Here is a 19370-nt window from a genome sequence, read left to right on the forward strand (position 1 = left end):
ATGACAATATTTCATGATAGTGAAATTTGGTTTTAAATTTGGTGTACTGATAATAAACCATACATGGCAAAAGACCAACAATTTAAATATTCTACAGGTGTAATTTTATACCCCTTAGTTATGCTATTTGCTGTTTGGTTGGTTTTTTGGTATCAGGTAAGAATAGATCATAGTATTAAATCCTTTGGTATAAGACCACAAAAAGTTGAAGGGCTAATGGGCATTTTTACTAGTCCATTTCTACACGGAGACATTAATCATTTATATAATAATTCAATACCACTGTTTGTATTGTCCTTAGCACTATTTTATTTCTATAAAAAAATTGCATGGAAAGTTATAGTATATGGTATTTTACTCTCTGGGCTTTTGACATGGACTATTGCTAAATCTGGTAATCATATAGGTGCTAGTGGTTTAATTTATGTCTTGGTAAGCTTTATATTTTTTAAGGGTATTTTCGCAAAACATTACAGGTTAATTGCTCTGTCCCTAATGGTTGTGTTTTTATATGGAAGTTTAATCTGGTATGTGTTTCCGGTAAAAGCTGGTATGTCTTGGCAAGGGCATTTAGGAGGTTTAATATCAGGATTTATTTTTGCTTTAATCTTTAGAAAGCAAATTGCTAAACCTGAGCGCTATAAATGGGAAGATCCCGATTATGATGAAGAGAATGATCCATTTATGAAGCATTTTGATGAGAATGGAAATTTCATCGAATTAGAACCTGAAGTTGATCAAAATTCTAATTTAGAATCTAATGAAGGTGTTGAAATAAGGTATGACTATAAAGAAAATAAAGACTAACTACGCTGTCTTACTGCTTCATATAAAAATGCACCACACGCTACAGAGACATTAAGTGATTCAATCTCTCCTAGTATTGGTAATTTTGCCTTGGTATCTACCGCTTTTAGAACAGAAGGATTTATTCCTCTACCTTCAGACCCCATAATTATTGCACATGGATCTTTAAATGAAATGTCATAGAGCAAATCGTCTGCTTTTTCAGTGGCTGCAATTACTTTTATACCAGATGATTGTAAATGATAAACTGCATCTTTAATATGATCTACTTTGCAAATAGGTATTTTAAAAATAGCACCAGCACTAGTTTTAATTGTATCGCCATTTATTGGAGCACCACCTTTTTTTTGGATTATAATACCTGAAACTCCAGTACATTCTGCCGTACGGACAATTGCACCAAAATTTCTAACATCACTCAGTTGGTCTAATAGTAAAAATAAAGGGGTCTTACCAGATTCGATTACATTTAATACCAAGTCATCAATATCATGAAATTCTATTGGAGAAATTTGTGCAATTGCACCTTGGTGATTTCCCCTAGACAAACGATTTAGTTTTTCTACAGGTACATATGAGGAGCTAATACCTTCTGATCTTAATAAGTATTCTAACTCTTGGAACAACTCGCCTCTAGTACCTTTTTGAAGAAAAACCTTATCAATGTTTTTACCTGATTTTATGGCTTCAATAATTGCTCTTATACCAAATATGGTTGTTTCATTTTTCATGCGGTAAAGGTAAGTAAAGCTATTTGTTATTGTGAATTCATTGAAATAAAATAATATCCTAATTTTTAGTGTCCAATAATAGTTCCATCATTTGTGTCGCGGCTATATTCCCAATTAATTCTATATTTTCTTTAGGAGTTTTGTCGCCAATTTCAAAAGTTATGCCTACAGCATTGTGTGCCTTTAAGAACCAACCTTTAGATACGGGTTTTAATGAATTACCAGAGGCTTCTTTTACTTTATAATTAGGGTAATTAGCTTCAATACCTTCAAACCATTCACTTACAAAATTCGGTAATGTTGTACTAGCACGCTCTTTATTTGTATAAAAAACGTCATACCATGTTGAATGAAAATCTAAGCCTATTATTACTCTTGAATGATTTTTTTTAACGTATTTATTAATATACTTTACAGTTTGTTTAATTTCTTTTTGATTGTACCTTGACCAGTCCCTATTTGTGTCTACTCCATTGGCATTGTGTCTCCAGTGACCTTTTTCAACACCGTCAGGATTTAATATTGGGAAGGCAAGGATTTGATATTTGTCAAAAAATTGTTTTGAAAGATTGTTTTCCTTAATTAATGAATTGATAAAATGCTGAAATGCGTAGTAACCAGTAACTTCAGGTGGATGCTGACGCGTTAATAATACAATTACGTCCTTATTTTTTGTTCCACCATTGTTTAATTTTAGTATCGGTAATTTTCTTTTCTCTGAGGATTCTCCATAGTAGTCAAAATGAACTAGATTTGAGTTTTTTTCGTCCAAAGTTTTACTCCAACTAATTACGCTATTGTAGTCTTCGATTTGCTGCGCAGCAACAATTTGAGGTGAATTATTTAGGCTTAATTTTATTGAGGTCTTGTTATTTTGTTCAATGATATTTAGTGAGTCTAAAATAGTCCAAGAATTATTCTTATAAATCTTAGGGATATACCTATGATTGTATTCTTCGGGATAGTCAAAATTAACATAATAGGTCTTGGGTGATTTAGACCAAATTTTAAAAGCGTAATAGGCGCTATTATTGATAGGTTCATTCTCAGGATTAATAACTACTCTTACTGTAGAATCATTAATTTTTTCAAAGTCATTAATTCTAGCTCCACTGAATTCATTACTTACAAATACCTCTTGATCTTCTGAATAAAAGGTTTGTTTCTTTTGTTCATTAATAAGTTTGTCCGTTGTGTCAATATAATTTTCAAAACTTACATGTTTCGTGTTTCCACAGCTATAAATAATCAGGAAACTAAATAATAGTTGAAATGGTCTTTTCATATTATTGGTATTAAAAAGGCCACTTAGAAAAGCGGCCTTTTATCAATTTTAAGAAACTAACTTGTTATATGATTAATTAATTGGAGTTGGGTCAAATAACGTCGGTAGAGGAGAAGGAATATTAGGATTCGCATCTACTTCTATCTGAGGATAAATAAACCTTTGCGGAATTGTAGCACCAGTTTTTGGTGGTACATTAAGCATATTACCTGTTCTTCTAATATCATGGAATGGTTGTAATTCACCAATTAAAGTGATATACTTCTCTTCAACTATCTCCATCAACAATGCGTTACTACCAGATGCGGATGTTGTTGCAGGGAAGCTACTACCATATTCAGTTGCTAAAAATGCTCTTACTTCATTAAATGCTGTAACGTCTCCTGCATCGTTAGTACGATTTGCAGCCTCAGCTTCAATTAATTTAACCTCTTCATAAGAGATGATGTTCATAGGTGCAGTTTCTGCAAAAACACCATCATTAGTAACATTAGGAGCATGTCCTGTTCCATCACTATAAGCAGTGAAATAAAAATCGAAACGTTCTGCATCACCTGGTGTTGCAATCGTTCTAGCTACAGTACCATCTAAAAGGTTTTTTAAGTGAGAATCAGTTGCACCCAAATATCCGTCACGCTCATCAACCATAAATTGGTAATATAAATTTTCCGAATTTAAAGCAGTTGTATGTTGCGTAATTAGACTTTTTTCTGGAGTATCAATTCCATTTCTAGCACTAATCAAGGCATTTGGATAATCCTTAGCAATCAGATAGTATCTCGCTTTCAATGAGTGAGCTATTTCAGCCCAAGTTGCAGCACTAGATAATCTATTACCAGCATAAGTAGATGCAGATAAATCACCTACATTAGTTATCGCCTGATCTAAAATTGTCTGAATTCCAGATAACACGCTAGCTTGGCTATCATACTCTGGAGTCGGGAACTCATCAATATTATTAGCTTGTGAGAACGGAATGTCTCCAAAAAGAGCAGCCATTTCACCAAAAATTGCAGCCTCACAAATTTGTGCGATTCCAGCTAACTGCAGGTTACCTGATTCTAAAGCTAAATCTCTAGTTAATTGTGCTTGTTCGATTCCACGTACATACGCATCTTCCCAAGTATCATCATAATCCGCAGCAGTTGTTGAATATTGATTTACTGTTACATATTGACGATCCTCACCAGTAAAGTGGTTCATAAATATTCCTGCATATCTTGCACTGTTACTAGTGGCAAGTTGCATCCAACCTAACTGTGCTTGACCAATAATTAATTCTGGTGGCGCAGTCGTAAATTCATTAGGATCTGTGTTGATATCTTCAGTGTATGACTCACACGAAGCAACAAACAGAATAAGTATAAATAATTTTGAAATTGTTTTCATTTTGTCTTTTTTTTGAGTCTATTAGAATGAAAGTCTTATAGTAGTTATAAATGATTTTGTTCCAGGATTACTAAAATATTCTAATCCACGACCTTTTGACGCACCTGTTAAATTGTTATCAGGGTCAAATCCTTCAATATCTGTCCATAAAATTAAGTTACGACCAGTAATACCTATTTGAGCATTGGTTAATCCAATCTTAGAGATTATGTCCTTTGGTATATCGTAAAATAATGATAATTCTCTCAATCTCGTCCAAGATGCATCTTCGTAGAATGGCTCACCAACATCACCGAAACCACCACCGTTTCCAGTCCACCATGCTGCGTCTACTGCAACTGGTCCTCCTCCGAAATCTTGTTCGAAACCTCTAAAGGTAGTTCCTGCTGGGATTAGGTCTCCATCAGCATTTAATAAATCTTGAGAAGCTACAGATTCTACTGCAGTATCAGGGTGGATACCAAAGAAATTTAATACACCTCTTGTTCCATTCCATACATCGTTACCTTGAGACGTTTCAAAAAGAGCCGATAAAGTAAATCCTTTATACTGTACAGTTGTACCTAGACCACCTCTCCATTCTGGATTAGGATCTCCTAAGAAACTTTCTGTTGGAGAAGCTGTTGGGAATCCATTAGCATTTAAAATAAAATCTCCATTTGCATCTCTATCATATGCTGTACCTCTAAGTACTGCAAATGGTTGACCTTCCGCAACACCAGATGAATTTGATGTAAATCCATTTAATATAAAATAAGAACTTCCAGCCATATCTTCAACTAAACTTACGTTTCTAGTATAGTTGATGTTCATATTCCACTGTAAATCTGCGTTATCAATAATCTTACCTGATAAGTCTATTTCAACCCCTTTGTTACTGATTGTAGCAGCATTTACTAATTGGTTAGCAAAACCTGAAGAAGATGGTAAAGGTAATTCTAATAATACATCTTCAGAAGTACGATCATAATATGTAGCAGATAGACTTAATCTGTTATCTAAGAATCTTGTATCAAAACCTACTTCAAACTCTTTAATACGCTCTTCTTTTAAATCAGGATTTCCTCTTGTTGCAGATTGAGTTAATGGATTTCCATAAAGAGCACCTTCATAACCATCACCCCAACCAGAGAATACACCTCCTGTTGAAATATAAGTCTCAGTAGAGTATGGTGCTGGTTCAATACCTACTTCACCATAAGAAACTCTTAATTTACCGAAAGAAAATGCATTTGAATTTTCTACATATTTAGTGAAATTCCAACCTGCAGAAGCACTTGGATAGAATATCATACCTGCGTTAGGTAAACTAGATACATATTCACCTCTTCCTGTAAGTTCAAGTAAGAATTCATTTTTGTAATCAAAATTTAAGACTGCAAATCCACCAGCTTTTCTAGTCAAAGAAGTAAAGTCACTCACATTTGAGTTTTGTGATGTAGCATTACCAAAATTTAAGAAAACTTCGTCTGGATTTGTAAAGTTGGTTTCCTCACCAGATAGTCTTCTATACTTGTTTTGGAAGAATTGTGTACCAACTGTAAATCCTAAATTTAAATCTTCGATTAAGTTATAATTACCTGTTGCAAAAACATTAATGTTTTGATTGCTTTCAGTAATTCTATCTTCAAAAAACAAACCGTTAGTACCATCCCCTGCAGAACCTGCTGGCTCATAGTTTGTTCTATTATCTTGGTAGTAATCTAAACTATAACGACCAATTAATGTAATATTATCGTTAACTTTAAAACTAATTTCTGGCGCAACAATAAAACGATTTACATCATTTAAGTTCTTTTGTTCACTAGTCGTCCATAACGGGTTGTTATAAGCAGGTGAGTTGTAACTGAATGTCCCTGTCTCAGCATTAAATACCCTTGAAGAACCTAATTGCTGTCTGTATCCTCTATGTGAATTAGGTGTTGGTACACCATCAGCATTAAAATATGTTCCTTTGTAATCTCTAATATCAAAATCAGGGGATGTTCTTAGGTATCCAAGATAGAGACCGTTAAGGTTAGAACCTGTTTGAACCCTGTTAGATTCAATATTTACATAAGTAGAAGATAACTTCAATGTGAGTTTATCTGAAAAATCTACATCAGAGTTAAGTCTTACACTTGTTCTGTCATAATCAGAGGCACCGTTATAAATACCTTCTTGGTTCCAATTTGAAACACTGACAAATGTTCTTGAGGATTCACCTGAATGGCTAAAGCTAATATTGTTTTCTAATGTTACACCAGTTTGGAAAACTGCATCTCTATTAGCTTTGTTATATACAGCTGTAGAGTTCTTTTGTGTAATTGGGTAGTATAGCGTACCATTATCCGCTTCAAAGTATGCTCCGGTTGTATCTACTGTATCTGGTCCGCCAGATCTTGCATCAATTCTACCACCATATGAGAAACCAGTATTTGATTGCCCAGAACCTGTAAGGTGATCAACACCTCCAAATCCCTGTCCAAATATACCTTGCTTATCCCATTCCACGTTTATTTGGTCAAAAGAGATAGTGTTTTTGTAATCAATTTTCCACTTTTTACCTCCTCTTGTTCCTCTTTTTGTTTTAATCACGATAACACCGTTTGCTGCACCAGTACCATAAACAGCGGCAGCAGATGCACCTTTTAAAACAGATATAGATTCTATATCTTCTTGGTTAATATCATTTAAACGAGATTGTTGTACAACACCGGCAGTACCACCACCAATAGAGTTGTTAGAAACAATAGCACCATCAATTACAATAAGTGGACTACTATCACCTAATATGGTGTTTTGTCCACGAATTTGAATGTAGGCACCAGCACCTGGATCACCAGAGTTTCTGGTAATGTTAACACCAGATGTTTTACCTGATAAGGCTTGTAGAACACCAGCTTCACCAGATTTCTTAAGTTGATCTACTTTTACAATAGAAGTAGAACTTAAGTCATCGTCTTTCTTTTTCTCAAGACCTAATGCTGTAATAACAACTTCATCTAAAACAGAAGCGTCTTCAGCCATTGTCACGTTAATTGTGTTAGAGTCTTTAACAACAATTGATTGGGTTGCAAATCCTAAATACGAAAAGACTAAAGTGTCTCCTGTACTAGCACTAATGGAATATTTACCATCAATATCAGATTGTGCACCTGATGAAGTACCTTTAATAATAATGTTTACACCTGGTAATGGCAGGCCTGCCTCATCAGTAATTGTACCCGTAATTGTTTTGTTTTGGGCAAAAGAAATCTGAATAAATAACGCAAAAAGTAGCGTTAAAAATCCTTTTAATTTGATTTTCATAATTATAAAAAATTGAATAGTTAGTGAACCAAAAATCTTAATTATATGTTAAGAATCAAAATTTATTTGTTAATAAATTTTAAAATTTTTGAAGAAAATCAAAAATATGTGGTTTTCCCGTAATCAATTAAAAATAAAAATCTATTGCTTAATGACTTTCTTAACCGATTGACCATTAGAAGTATATACTTTTACCAAATAAAGTCCTGGTGGGTAATTTATTAAACTGATTTTAGTTGATTTAGACTGCAAAATCTTTTGACCACTTGTAGTATAAACTTCTAGTTTGAGAATTTCTTCATTTGTATTCAAGTAAACTTCATCCTTTGTTGGATTTGGGTAAAGAGTCACCGTGTTGAAATCAAAATCCTCGATACTAAGATTGTTACAAGGTGTTAGGTCCGGATTTATTTCTATAGGTAAACCTGGTGTCAAATCTCTTCCGATAAAAGCAGGATAGTCAGGATTATATTTCACTGCTCTAAACGTAAGATTTCCTGCTGCCTCTTCTCCTTGTTCAGTTATCGCTCCAGTACCGTTACTTACGGGATTTATATATTCCCAAACTTTATTGTTGTTAGAATCTAATTCAAAAACATATCCTTGATTACCCTCACATACAAGAATATTTCCATTTGGTAATTGTTGGGCATTACTTACAATTACAGAAAATAGGCTTGATGGGTCAGAACCAGATTCAGAATAAGTGTAATCAGTTGCTAATGGACCGTAGGCCGTACCTGGAGTATAATCAAAGACACCTAAAATAGTCTCAGGAGGAGAAATTATGTCTACTTGCGAGAATTCTGGTGATCTCTGAAAACCATTGTTAAATAATATGATTTTATCTTCATTAGGTAAGCCATCTGGTATGAAATAGGCAGAATGTTGTCCGAATAATGTTCTTTCTGTTTCAGTGCCTTGTCGGTAAGCTTGTGGATTGCCCCATCGATATAATAAATCACCACCTTTTCCATAAGTACCTCCTGAGCCAGTTGCCGCTTCGGCAGTTGTCGTTGAGTGGTCTATAACCCATATCTCACTAACTCGTCTTGCACTTAGTACAATTTGGTCTCGTTCTTCGTTATATTGAACTGAGTTTATATGCAGCCAATTATTACCACCAGTGTCATTATTAATAAAATTGATATCCAATTTTTCTGGACTTGTAGCAACGTTACCAAAATTTTGTTTTGTATTATCAAAATCCTGAATCAGATGATCAAAAATATTCCATTCCCAAACTATGTTTCCATTGGTTGTACCTAAAATAGGTTGTACTTCAATTAATTGCTCATTGTACAATTCATTGTCCGGTAATAAGGAAGGGTCTCTACCAAGATCTATTGCGTCTGCTCCAGACACAACAGTTGCTGCCAAAATTAATACGTTTCCATTCGGCAATGGATGAGCTTCATGATGCTGTCTATATTGATTTGTACTGTACGTGTAGGACCAAATGATATTACCGTCCCAATCAAACAGTTCAATAATACCACCTTGCCCACCAAAACCAATATCGCTACTGCCATCCTCAAGTCTTCCAGCCCTAAGTAAATTACCGTTGGGTAATAAATAAACTGAACTACCAGGTCTATATGCACTGTCCCATTCATTAATCACTTCTCCACAATTATTAATTAAATATGCCTTGTTATGGACACTGAAAAGAGTATAGCCATCATTCACATCATTGGTAATGGAAATGGTGCCAACCGTATTTTGACCGAAAGTATAAAATGGTGCTAAGAATAAAAGTAACAGTAATTTTTTTAGCATAGGAGCAGTTTTTTGAGCATAAATATAAACTAATCCATGATATATTTAGAATGTAGCAGTAAGGCTAATATGAACCTTGGAATCAGAAAATCTAAATTGCCTGTTCTCAGATTTTCCGCTAGAGTAGTTTAGTCTAAATAGACCTGCATTAGTGAGCAGGCCAAATCCAAATCCAAAACCAAATAGTTTTTCTTTGCTTTCCGTTAAGTCGTTTTCAAAATATGCCGCGTCTAAAACAGAGTGAACATATATTGTATTACTAAGCCTATAGCGATATTCTGTATTGATTACACCATAGAGATTAGCAACTATACTATTTTCTTCAAATCCTCTTATTGAATTTATGCCTCCAAATCTGAAAAGTTCATTGTCTAAATAATCATCAGAAATAAGAATGGCACTATTTATTCTCGTGTAGATACTATTTCTATTATTAAGATTAAAAATTTTGTAAGTGTTCAACTGGTAAAAGCTCTGATCTATTTCACCTTGATTATTGCTTCTATTTCCGAATCCAGAAGAAAATTCTAACCAAAAATTATATGGGAATAATGGGTCATAAAATTGAGGTTTGTTAAAATTATAATTTGCAGTAATATAACTAGAGGTATAATCATTTAAAATTGAGGTGTCGTTATCCAGTAGATTACTAGAATTAATTGCATTTATTCCGATACCTATTTTATGTAGTGCATTTATTCGGTAATTGATATTAGCGCGCTGGGTTACGTTAACAAATGTTGAGTCTTTTCTGAAAATATTTAACCCAATTTCTAATCCAATGGGAGAATTAAATAAAAATGGTAATGTTGCATCTACTCTAAAAGTCTGCTGATCGATCTCATCACTTTTATAGAATAGATTTAAAGATTCACCGAAGTTTAAATTATTAATTAATCTTAAATCTAGATAACCATCAAACTCTAGTTTGTTTGTATTTTCATTGGTTCCAAATCCTAAAAAACCATCAAAATTGTTAGTTTTAACCTTATCGATATAAAGGTATAAGGTGGTGGAGTCTTTTGTGAATAAAACCTCTGGATCTTTTATTTTGTTTGCAAACCTTAAATCTTGAAGCAATTCTACTCGCTCCTTTATTCTATTTAATCTAAAGGATTGGCCCTCTTTTAATTTTAAAAAATACTTTGTGTAAGACTTGGGGAAATTCTCGTATCCTTTTATTATTATTTTATCGATGCGCCGTTCTTGGTTTTTAATAACTTCTAGGTTAGCACCGATTAAATCAGAATTTAATTTAATAATATTAAAAAGTTGAAGCTTAGAAAATGGATCACCTTTCTCAGAGATTAACCTGTTTAATTGTGTAAGAGTAGTTTCAAGGGATTCTACATTAACTTCAAAATAATTTTCACCAGGATTATGTGGTATATTATTAAGGAGTTCTGTATTAAAATCAGTACTGTAGTTTATTCTAATGGTGTTTATTTTATTTCCTAAATAAAACAGAGCTTCAAATAGAGTATCATTTTGTTTTGAAATACTCTCTAATTTGGAATCAATAAAACCACTTTTATTTAGTTTCTTTTTTAAATCTAAAATTTCATTTTCTAGTGATTTGTACTCAGAGAAGGATTTATTATAACCAATAGAATCAATTCTAAATGTTTCGGATTTAGATTTCGAAATCACCCTCAAATTAATGGACTGTGCATTTAACTGTTGAAGTAAAATCGAAGTTATAATTAAAAGAATAAAACTCTCAAATTTTTTCATTAAAGAAAATGCAGGATTTTTGATTTAATAACGTAAAAATAGACCTTAATATATATGTATGAAACGAAAGTTGAATTTTCTTCGCAAAATTAATCCAATAGTGTTTGAATAATTAATATATATTTCTACCTTTGCAGCCCTCAAAAGTGAGGGTTAATAAATTTTTTTATAGAAATATATGCCAACAATTTCACAATTAGTACGAAAAGGAAGAGCCAAAATAACCAAGAAGAGTAAATCGGCTGCTTTAGATTCGTGTCCGCAAAGACGTGGTGTATGTACTCGTGTTTATACAACAACACCTAAGAAACCAAACTCAGCAATGCGTAAGGTAGCAAGGGTACGTTTAACAAACGGAAACGAGGTTAATGCATACATCGGTGGAGAAGGTCACAATCTGCAGGAGCACTCGATAGTATTGGTTAGAGGTGGAAGGGTAAAAGATTTACCAGGTGTTAGATATCACGTTGTTCGTGGAGCTTTAGATACAGCAGGTGTATCAGGTAGAACGCAACGAAGATCTAAGTATGGTGCAAAACGCCCTAAAAAGTAATTTAAAACTTTAAGAAGAAGACATGAGAAAAAGACAAGCGAAAAAAAGACCGCTTTTACCAGACCCGAAATTTAATGATCAGTTAGTGACACGTTTCGTTAACATGATGATGTGGGATGGTAAAAAGTCTGTGGCGTTTAAAGTATTCTACGATGCTATTGATATAGTTGAGGAGAAAAAGAATGATGACGAAAAAACAGCTTTAGAAATCTGGAAAGAAGCTTTATCTAATGTAATGCCTCACGTAGAAGTACGTAGTCGTCGTGTGGGTGGTGCTACATTTCAAATTCCAATGCAGATTCGTCCAGACCGTAAAGTTTCAACAGCAATGAAATGGTTAATAGGTTATGCTCGTAAGAGAAATGAAAAGTCTATGGCCCAAAGATTGGCTGCTGAGGTTTTAGCTGCTGCTAAAGAAGAAGGTGCTGCTGTTAAGAAAAGAGTAGACACTCACAAAATGGCAGAAGCAAACAAAGCATTCTCACACTTTAGATTTTAATTAAAATGGCACAAAGAGATTTAAAATATACAAGAAATATAGGTATTGCTGCGCATATTGATGCTGGTAAAACCACTACTACAGAACGTATCCTTTATTATACTGGTGTTTCTCATAAAATTGGTGAGGTACATGATGGAGCGGCTACTATGGACTGGATGGAGCAAGAACAAGAAAGAGGTATTACTATTACTTCTGCTGCTACTACTTGTACATGGAATTTCCCATTAGAAAACGGTCAGCCAACTAACGAAACTAAAGGATATCATTTTAATATTATCGATACTCCTGGTCACGTTGATTTTACCGTTGAGGTAAATCGTTCATTACGTGTACTAGATGGTTTAGTATTCTTATTTAGTGCAGTTGATGGTGTAGAGCCACAATCTGAAACTAACTGGAGACTAGCAGACAATTACAAAGTACCACGTATTGGATTTGTGAATAAAATGGACCGTCAAGGATCTAATTTTATGGGAGTTTGCCAACAGGTAAAAGATATGTTAGGTTCTAACGCTGTACCAATTGTAATGAACATTGGTGACGAAATGGACTTTAAAGGTATTGTTGACTTGGTTAAGAACCGTGCAATTGTATGGCACGATGAAACTCAAGGAGCAACTTTTGATGTTATTGATATCCCAGAAGAATTAAAAGAAGAAGCAGCTGAATTAAGAGCTAAGCTTATTGAAGAGGTTGCAAGTTATGATGAAAATCTTCTTGAGAAATTCATGGAAGATGAGGATTCTATAACTGAAGATGAAGTGCATGCTGCACTTAGAGCTGCTGTAATGGACATGTCTATCATTCCTATGATTTGTGGTTCTGCTTTTAAAAATAAAGGTGTTCAATTCTTATTAGATGCAGTTTGCCGTTACTTACCTTCTCCTGTAGATAAGGAAGCTATTATCGGTACAGAGCCTGGAACTGATAACGAAATTGCACGTAAGCCAGATGTTAAGGAACCATTTTCTGCATTAGCGTTTAAGATTGCTACTGATCCTTTCGTAGGTCGTCTAGCATTCTTTAGAGCTTATTCTGGTCGTTTAGATGCAGGTTCTTATGTGTTGAACAATCGTTCAGGCAAAAAAGAACGTATTTCACGTATTTACCAAATGCACTCTAACAAGCAGAATGCAATTGAATATATAGAAGCTGGAGATATTGGAGCAGCCGTAGGATTTAAGGATATTAAAACTGGAGATACATTATCAGCTGAGAAACATCCAATTGTTCTAGAATCTATGGATTTCCCTGACCCAGTAATCGGTATAGCTGTTGAGCCAAAAACTAAGGCAGATGTTGATAAATTGGGTATGGCTTTAGCTAAGTTAGCAGAAGAAGATCCAACATTTACTGTAAGAACAGACGAAGCCTCAGGTCAGACTATTATTTCTGGTATGGGTGAGCTTCACTTAGATATTATTGTAGACCGTCTTAAGCGTGAGTTTAAGGTAGAGGTTAACCAAGGTCAACCACAGGTAGAATATAAAGAGGCTATTACACAAGTTGCACAACACAGAGAAGTTTATAAAAAACAATCTGGTGGTCGAGGTAAGTTTGCAGATATAGTATTTACTCTTGAGCCTGCCGAAGAAGGTAAACAAGGTCTTGAGTTTGTTTCTTCAATTAAAGGTGGTAACGTTCCAAAGGAATTTATCCCTTCAGTTGAGAAAGGATTCAAAATGGCAATGGTTAACGGTCCATTAGCAGGATACGAAGTAGATGCAATGAAAGTTACATTAACTGACGGTTCTTACCATGATGTAGATTCTGATCAGTTGTCATTCGAATTGGCTGCTAAACTAGGATTTAAAGCAGCGGCTAAAGCAGCTAAAGCGGTAATCATGGAGCCAATCATGAAATTAGAAGTGTTAACTCCTGAAGAAAGTATGGGAGATATTGTAGGAGACCTTAACCGTCGTCGTGGTCAAGTAAATGACATGAGCGATAGAGCAGGTTCTAAAGTTGTTAAGGCTAACGTGCCATTATCAGAAATGTTTGGATATGTAACATCATTAAGAACGTTATCATCTGGTAGAGCAACATCAACTATGGAATTCTCACACTATGCTGAAACGCCTACAAATATTTCGGAAGAAGTTATAAAGGCAGCGAAAGGAGTTGAAGCTTAAATTTTAAGAAAATGAGTCAAAAAATTAGAATAAAATTAAAATCTTACGATCATAATCTAGTAGATAAGTCTGCTGATAAAATCGTAAAAACAGTAAAAAGTACAGGTGCTGTAGTAACGGGTCCAATTCCATTACCAACACACAAGAAAATTTTCACTGTATTACGTTCACCACACGTAAATAAGAAGTCAAGAGAACAGTTTCAATTAAGTTCTTACAAGAGATTATTGGATATCTATTCTTCTTCTTCAAAAACTATTGATGCTTTAATGAAGCTTGAATTACCAAGTGGAGTTGAAGTTGAGATTAAGGTGTAAGTAAGATTAACATGTCCCACCGATGCGGTCGAGGGAAAAACGGTAAAAATACAATTCAAGGCTGAAGCGTATTTTCAGCCTTGAGTTTTAAATAACAAAAAGTAAATAATTAATAAATAATAAATATGTCTGGGTTAATTGGAAAAAAAGTCGGTATGACCAGCATTTTCGATGAGAATGGAAAGAATATTCCATGTACAGTAATCGAAGCAGGTCCATGTATCGTTACCCAAGTCAGAACTGAAGAAGTTGATGGCTATAATGCACTTCAACTAGGTTTCGATGACGCGACAGAAAAAAGCGCTACTAAGGCGGCCTTGGGCCATGCCAAAAAAGCGGGTACTTCTGTAAAACGCAAAGTCGTAGAATTCAAAGGTTTTGATGAGGAGTATAAATTAGGTGATGCTGTAACAGTAGAGCATTTCATTGAAGGAGAGTTTGTTGATGTATCAGGTACATCAAAAGGTAAAGGATTCCAAGGTGTTGTTAAACGTCATGGTTTTGGTGGTGTTGGTCAAGCAACTCACGGTCAACATAACCGTTTAAGAGCTCCTGGTTCTATTGGTGCTGCTTCATATCCTGCAAGAGTTTTCAAAGGAATGAAAATGGCAGGAAGAATGGGTGGTGAAACAGTTAAAGTTCAAAATTTAAGAGTTTACAAAGTAGTTCCAGAAAAGAACTTACTAGTAGTTAAAGGTTGTGTTCCAGGACACAAAAACTCTTATGTAATTATTGAGAAGTAATGAAAGTAGCAGTTTTAGATATAAACGGAAAAGACACTGGTAGAAAAGCTGAGCTTTCTAAAGAAGTGTTCGCTATTGAGCCTAACAACCATGCTGTTTATTTAGATGTTAAGCAATACTTAGCAAATCAAAGACAGGGTACGCATAAGGCTAAAGAAAGAGCAGAAATTACAGGAAGTACACGTAAGATAAAGAAACAAAAAGGTACAGGTACCGCGAGAGCAGGTAGTATCAAGTCTGGTGTATTTAAAGGTGGTGGTCGTATGTTTGGACCAAGACCAAGAAATTACGGGTTTAAGCTAAACAAAAATGTTAAGAGATTAGCTCGTAAATCTGCATTAAGTATCAAGGCAAGTGACAAGTCAATTGTAGTATTAGAAGATTTTAATTTCGATGCTCCAAAGACTAAAAACTTCGTTGATGTTTTAAAGGCACTAGAGATAGAAAACAAAAAATCTCTGTTTGTATTGGGTGACACAAATAATAATGTATATTTGTCGTCGCGCAATTTGAAAGGTTCTGAGGTTGTAACTACTTCAGAATTAAGCACTTATAAAATAATGAATGCGAATAAAGTAGTATTATTAGAAGGTGCGTTAGAAGGAATAGAATCGAATTTAAGTAAATAGAAGCACGATGAGTATCTTAATAAAACCTATCATCACAGAAAAAGCAACAACACAAAGCGAGTTGCTTAATGCTTATGCATTTGAAGTGAGTACAAAGGCGAACAAGGTAGAAATCAAAAAAGCAGTTGAGGCTGCTTATGGAGTTTCTGTTGAAAAAGTTCGTACAATAAATGTCCGTCCAGAAAGAAGAACACGTTATACAAAAACGGGTATTCAACATGGTAAAACAAATGCTGTTAAAAAAGCAATTGTACAACTGGCGGAAGGTGAGACAATAGATTTATACGCTAACATGTAATTAGACGAAAATGTCAGTTAGAAAATTAAAACCGATCACATCAGCCCAGCGTTTTAGAGTAGTTAATGGATTTGACGCCATTACTACTGATAAGCCGGAGAAAAGCTTGCTTGCTCCGAAAAAAAGGTCTGGTGGTAGAAACAGTCAAGGAAAAATGACTATGCGCTATAAAGGTGGTGGTCATAAGAAGAAGTATCGTATTATTGATTTTAAACGTAACAAAACTGGTATTCCAGCAGAGGTTAAGTCAATTGAGTACGATCCAAACAGAACAGCATTTATTGCACTACTTAATTATCAAGACGGTGAGAAGCGTTATGTTATCGCACAAAATGGATTGCAAGTAGGGCAAAATATAGTTTCTGGTAAAAGTGGTGTAGCACCTGAAATAGGGAATGCAATGCCTTTAAGTGAAATTCCATTAGGTACAATAGTTTCTTGTATTGAGTTACATCCTGGTCAAGGTGCTGTTATGGCACGTAGTGCAGGTGCATTTGCTCAATTAATGGCAAGAGACGGAAAGTTTGCAACAATTAAATTACCATCTGGTGAAACTAGAATGGTATTGTCAACTTGTATGGCAACAATTGGAGTTGTATCTAACTCAGATCATCAATTAATTGTATCAGGTAAAGCTGGTAGAAGTAGATGGTTAGGAAGACGTCCACGTACAAGACCAGTAGTAATGAACCCTGTAGATCATCCAATGGGTGGTGGTGAAGGTAAGTCTTCAGGTGGTCATCCAAGATCTAGAAACGGAATACCTGCTAAAGGTTATAGAACGCGTTCTAAGACGAAAGCGAGTAATAAGTATATTGTAGAACGTAGAAAGAAATAAGTAAGATAGTATGGCACGTTCATTAAAAAAAGGACCTTATATCCATTATAAATTAGAAAAGAAAGTTGCAGAAAATGTAGCTTCTAATAAAAAGACTGTAATCAAAACTTGGTCTAGAGCTTCAATGATTTCTCCAGATTTCGTTGGTCAGACAATCGCTGTTCACAACGGTCGTCAATTTGTACCAGTTTATATTACTGAGAATATGGTAGGTCATAAATTAGGAGAATTTTCACCAACAAGATCATTTAGAGGTCATGCAGGTGCAAAAAATAAAGGTAAAAAATAAGAATCATGGGAAGTCGTAAAAAACAAATGGCTGAAGCTATTAAGGCGGAGAAGAAGCAAGTTGCTTTTGCAAAGCTAAATAACTGTCCTACATCTCCAAGAAAGATGCGTTTAGTAGCGGATTTAGTGAGAGGTCAAAAGGCAGAGAAAGCTCTTCAGATTCTTAGATTTAGCCAGAAGGAAGCATCACGTAGATTAGAAAAACTTGTTATGTCTGCAATTGCAAATTGGCAAGCAAAGAACGAAGATGCAGACGTTGAGGAAGCTGATTTATTTATTAAAGAAATCAGAGTAGATGGCGGTACAATGTTAAAAAGATTGCGTCCAGCACCTCAAGGTAGAGCACATAGAATTAGAAAAAGATCAAATCACGTAACTGTGGTAATTGATTCATTAAACAAAACACAAAGCTAAGATAGAGATATGGGACAAAAGACAAATCCAATCGGAAATCGCTTAGGAATTATCAGAGGATGGGAATCTAACTGGTACGGAGGAAACGATTATGGTGATAAACTTGCCGAAGACGATAAGATTAGAAAATACGTTCATGCTCGTTTATCAAAAGCTAGTGTGAGTAGAGTAATTATTGAGCGTACGCTTAAACTTGTAACCGTTACTATCACTACTGCCAGACCTGGTATAATTATCGGTAAAGGTGGTCAAGAGGTAGATAAGTTAAAAGAAGAGCTTAAAAAGATTACTGGTAAAGAAGTTCAGTTGAACATCTTTGAGATTAAAAGACCTGAACTAGATGCACATTTAGTAGCAGCAAGTGTTGCACGTCAGATAGAAAGCCGAATTTCTTACAGACGAGCAATTAAAATGGCTATCGCTGCAGCTATGCGTATGAATGCTGAAGGAATCAAAATTCAAATTAGTGGTCGTTTAAACGGTGCTGAAATGGCGCGTTCTGAGCACTATAAAGAAGGAAGAATTCCATTATCTACATTTAGAGCTGATATTGATTATGCTCTTGTTGAAGCACATACTACTTATGGTAGATTAGGTGTGAAAGTGTGGATTATGAAAGGTGAAGTTTATGGAAAAAGAGAACTTTCTCCATTAGTTGGTCTTTCAAAGCAAAAAGGAAAAGGTGGACGAGGTGGAAAAAACCAACGTCGTAGAAAGTAATTTTTTAAAGAAAAGAAAAAATGTTACAGCCTAAAAGAACAAAATTTCGTAAGCAGCAAAAGGGTCGTATGAAGGGTAATTCCGGGAGAGGTCATTTGTTAACAAATGGTACATTCGGTATTAAGTCATTAGATTCTAAATTTATAACTGCTCGCCAAATAGAAGCGGCTCGTATCGCTGCAACTCGTTACATGAAGAGGGAAGGTTCAATCTGGATTAAAATATTTCCAGACAAGCCTATCACTAAGAAACCTCTAGAAGTACGTATGGGTAAAGGTAAAGGTGCCGTTGAATACTGGGCAGCTGTTGTAAAACCAGGACGTGTATTATTTGAAGTTAGTGGTGTACCAATTGAAGTAGCTCAAGAAGCACTTCGTTTGGCAGCGCAAAAACTTCCTGTAAGAACTAAGTTTATCATAGCTAGAGATTACGAAGCTTAATAAAAAGATATTATGAAGCAATCAGAAATTAAACAGCTTTCAGTAGCTGAGTTACAAGAAAAACTTGGTGAGACTAAAAAGAGTTATGCAGACCTGAAAATGGCTCATGCGATTTCTCCTTTAGAAAACCCAATTCAGTTACGTAACGTTAGACGTACAGTAGCTAGATTGGCAACTGAATTAACTAATAGAGAAGGACAATAATTGTATTCTGCTGAAAGATGGAAAAAAGAAATTTAAGAAAAGAACGTATAGGAGTAGTTACTAGTAACAAAATGGAGAAATCTATTGTTGTTGCCGAAGTTAAAAAAGTAAAGCACCCTATGTATGGAAAGTTCGTGTTAAAGACTAAGAAATATGTCGCACACGATGAAACAAACGACTGCAACGAAGGAGATACTGTAAAGATCATGGAAACTAGACCTTTAAGTAAATCTAAGTGTTGGAGATTAGTAGAAATAATTGAAAGAGCGAAGTAAT

At 34.8% G+C, this 19370-nt stretch carries 21 protein-coding genes; 15 read left to right on the forward strand and 6 right to left on the reverse strand.

Annotated elements, in window-relative coordinates; genetic code table 11:
* The first annotated feature begins 63 nt into the window (after positions 1 to 63).
* The gene (locus tag LBV24_RS12340) at positions 64 to 807 is read left to right on the forward strand and encodes a rhomboid family intramembrane serine protease (RefSeq protein WP_224478984.1); all 744 of its coding nucleotides are present in this window, start codon (positions 64 to 66) and stop codon (positions 805 to 807) included.
* On the opposite strand, the gene rlmB is transcribed toward LBV24_RS12340, so the two are convergent.
* The 6 genes from rlmB to LBV24_RS12370 form a co-directional block, all read right to left on the reverse strand.
* Positions 804 to 1538 carry a 23S rRNA (guanosine(2251)-2'-O)-methyltransferase RlmB gene (rlmB, locus tag LBV24_RS12345; RefSeq protein ID WP_224478985.1) on the reverse strand — a complete coding sequence of 245 codons (735 nt, stop codon included), beginning with the start codon at positions 1536 to 1538 and terminating at the stop codon, positions 804 to 806. The genes LBV24_RS12340 and rlmB overlap by 4 nt on opposite strands.
* A gap of 58 nt (positions 1539 to 1596) precedes the next feature.
* Positions 1597 to 2823: a M14 family metallopeptidase gene (locus LBV24_RS12350; RefSeq protein WP_224478986.1), complete on the reverse strand. Its 1227-nt coding sequence runs from the start codon at positions 2821 to 2823 to the stop codon at positions 1597 to 1599.
* Between the two features lie 72 nt (positions 2824 to 2895).
* Entirely contained in the window at positions 2896 to 4212 is a 1317-nt protein-coding gene (locus LBV24_RS12355; protein WP_224478987.1) for a SusD/RagB family nutrient-binding outer membrane lipoprotein, read from the reverse strand.
* Positions 4213 to 4233: 21 nt separating this feature from the next.
* The gene (locus tag LBV24_RS12360; RefSeq protein ID WP_224478988.1) at positions 4234 to 7503 is read right to left on the reverse strand and encodes a SusC/RagA family TonB-linked outer membrane protein; all 3270 of its coding nucleotides are present in this window, start codon (positions 7501 to 7503) and stop codon (positions 4234 to 4236) included.
* A gap of 141 nt (positions 7504 to 7644) precedes the next feature.
* Positions 7645 to 9282, reverse strand: a complete 1638-nt coding sequence (locus LBV24_RS12365) for an aryl-sulfate sulfotransferase (protein WP_224478989.1) — start codon at positions 9280 to 9282, stop codon at positions 7645 to 7647.
* A 45-nt stretch (positions 9283 to 9327) separates the two neighbouring features.
* The gene (locus LBV24_RS12370) at positions 9328 to 11016 is read right to left on the reverse strand and encodes a BamA/TamA family outer membrane protein (RefSeq protein WP_224478990.1); all 1689 of its coding nucleotides are present in this window, start codon (positions 11014 to 11016) and stop codon (positions 9328 to 9330) included.
* A gap of 178 nt (positions 11017 to 11194) precedes the next feature.
* Here LBV24_RS12370 and rpsL point away from each other — a divergent pair, with 178 nt between their 5' ends.
* The 14 genes from rpsL to rpsQ all read left to right on the forward strand — a co-directional run bounded on the left by rpsL (position 11195) and on the right by rpsQ (position 19369).
* A complete protein-coding gene (gene rpsL, locus LBV24_RS12375; protein WP_114299995.1) occupies positions 11195 to 11569 on the forward strand; it encodes a 30S ribosomal protein S12 in 375 nt (124 codons plus the stop codon).
* A 22-nt stretch (positions 11570 to 11591) separates the two neighbouring features.
* A complete protein-coding gene (gene rpsG / locus LBV24_RS12380) occupies positions 11592 to 12068 on the forward strand; it encodes a 30S ribosomal protein S7 (RefSeq protein WP_224478991.1) in 477 nt (158 codons plus the stop codon).
* 5 nt (positions 12069 to 12073) lie between these two features.
* Positions 12074 to 14203: an elongation factor G gene (fusA, locus tag LBV24_RS12385; protein WP_224478992.1), complete on the forward strand. Its 2130-nt coding sequence runs from the start codon at positions 12074 to 12076 to the stop codon at positions 14201 to 14203.
* 11 nt (positions 14204 to 14214) lie between these two features.
* A complete protein-coding gene (rpsJ, locus tag LBV24_RS12390) occupies positions 14215 to 14520 on the forward strand; it encodes a 30S ribosomal protein S10 (RefSeq protein ID WP_007650482.1) in 306 nt (101 codons plus the stop codon).
* 125 nt (positions 14521 to 14645) lie between these two features.
* A complete protein-coding gene (gene rplC, locus LBV24_RS12395) occupies positions 14646 to 15263 on the forward strand; it encodes a 50S ribosomal protein L3 (RefSeq protein ID WP_224478993.1) in 618 nt (205 codons plus the stop codon).
* Entirely contained in the window at positions 15263 to 15892 is a 630-nt protein-coding gene (rplD, locus tag LBV24_RS12400; RefSeq protein ID WP_114300002.1) for a 50S ribosomal protein L4, read from the forward strand. Before rplC ends, rplD begins: the two co-directional genes overlap by 1 nt.
* Before the next feature lie 7 nt (positions 15893 to 15899).
* The gene (rplW, locus tag LBV24_RS12405; RefSeq protein WP_114300004.1) at positions 15900 to 16190 is read left to right on the forward strand and encodes a 50S ribosomal protein L23; all 291 of its coding nucleotides are present in this window, start codon (positions 15900 to 15902) and stop codon (positions 16188 to 16190) included.
* Between the two features lie 10 nt (positions 16191 to 16200).
* Positions 16201 to 17028, forward strand: a complete 828-nt coding sequence (rplB, locus tag LBV24_RS12410) for a 50S ribosomal protein L2 (protein ID WP_224478994.1) — start codon at positions 16201 to 16203, stop codon at positions 17026 to 17028.
* A gap of 10 nt (positions 17029 to 17038) precedes the next feature.
* On the forward strand, positions 17039 to 17317 hold the full coding sequence (gene rpsS, locus LBV24_RS12415) for a 30S ribosomal protein S19 (protein ID WP_111685493.1): 279 nt from the start codon (positions 17039 to 17041) through the stop codon (positions 17315 to 17317).
* Between the two features lie 5 nt (positions 17318 to 17322).
* Positions 17323 to 17730 (forward strand): 50S ribosomal protein L22, encoded by a 408-nt coding sequence (rplV, locus tag LBV24_RS12420; protein WP_114300008.1) that lies wholly within the window; start codon positions 17323 to 17325, stop codon positions 17728 to 17730.
* A 9-nt stretch (positions 17731 to 17739) separates the two neighbouring features.
* Positions 17740 to 18450, forward strand: coding sequence for a 30S ribosomal protein S3 (gene rpsC / locus LBV24_RS12425; protein WP_114300010.1), 711 nt, complete (start codon positions 17740 to 17742; stop codon positions 18448 to 18450).
* Between the two features lie 20 nt (positions 18451 to 18470).
* On the forward strand, positions 18471 to 18890 hold the full coding sequence (gene rplP / locus LBV24_RS12430; RefSeq protein WP_224478995.1) for a 50S ribosomal protein L16: 420 nt from the start codon (positions 18471 to 18473) through the stop codon (positions 18888 to 18890).
* A gap of 12 nt (positions 18891 to 18902) precedes the next feature.
* Positions 18903 to 19094, forward strand: a complete 192-nt coding sequence (gene rpmC, locus LBV24_RS12435; RefSeq protein WP_224478996.1) for a 50S ribosomal protein L29 — start codon at positions 18903 to 18905, stop codon at positions 19092 to 19094.
* A 17-nt stretch (positions 19095 to 19111) separates the two neighbouring features.
* Positions 19112 to 19369: a 30S ribosomal protein S17 gene (gene rpsQ, locus LBV24_RS12440; RefSeq protein ID WP_114300015.1), complete on the forward strand. Its 258-nt coding sequence runs from the start codon at positions 19112 to 19114 to the stop codon at positions 19367 to 19369.
* Position 19370 lies beyond the last annotated feature (1 nt).

This window comes from Winogradskyella vincentii (assembly GCF_020166345.1).
Lineage (GTDB): Bacteria > Bacteroidota > Bacteroidia > Flavobacteriales > Flavobacteriaceae > Winogradskyella > Winogradskyella vincentii.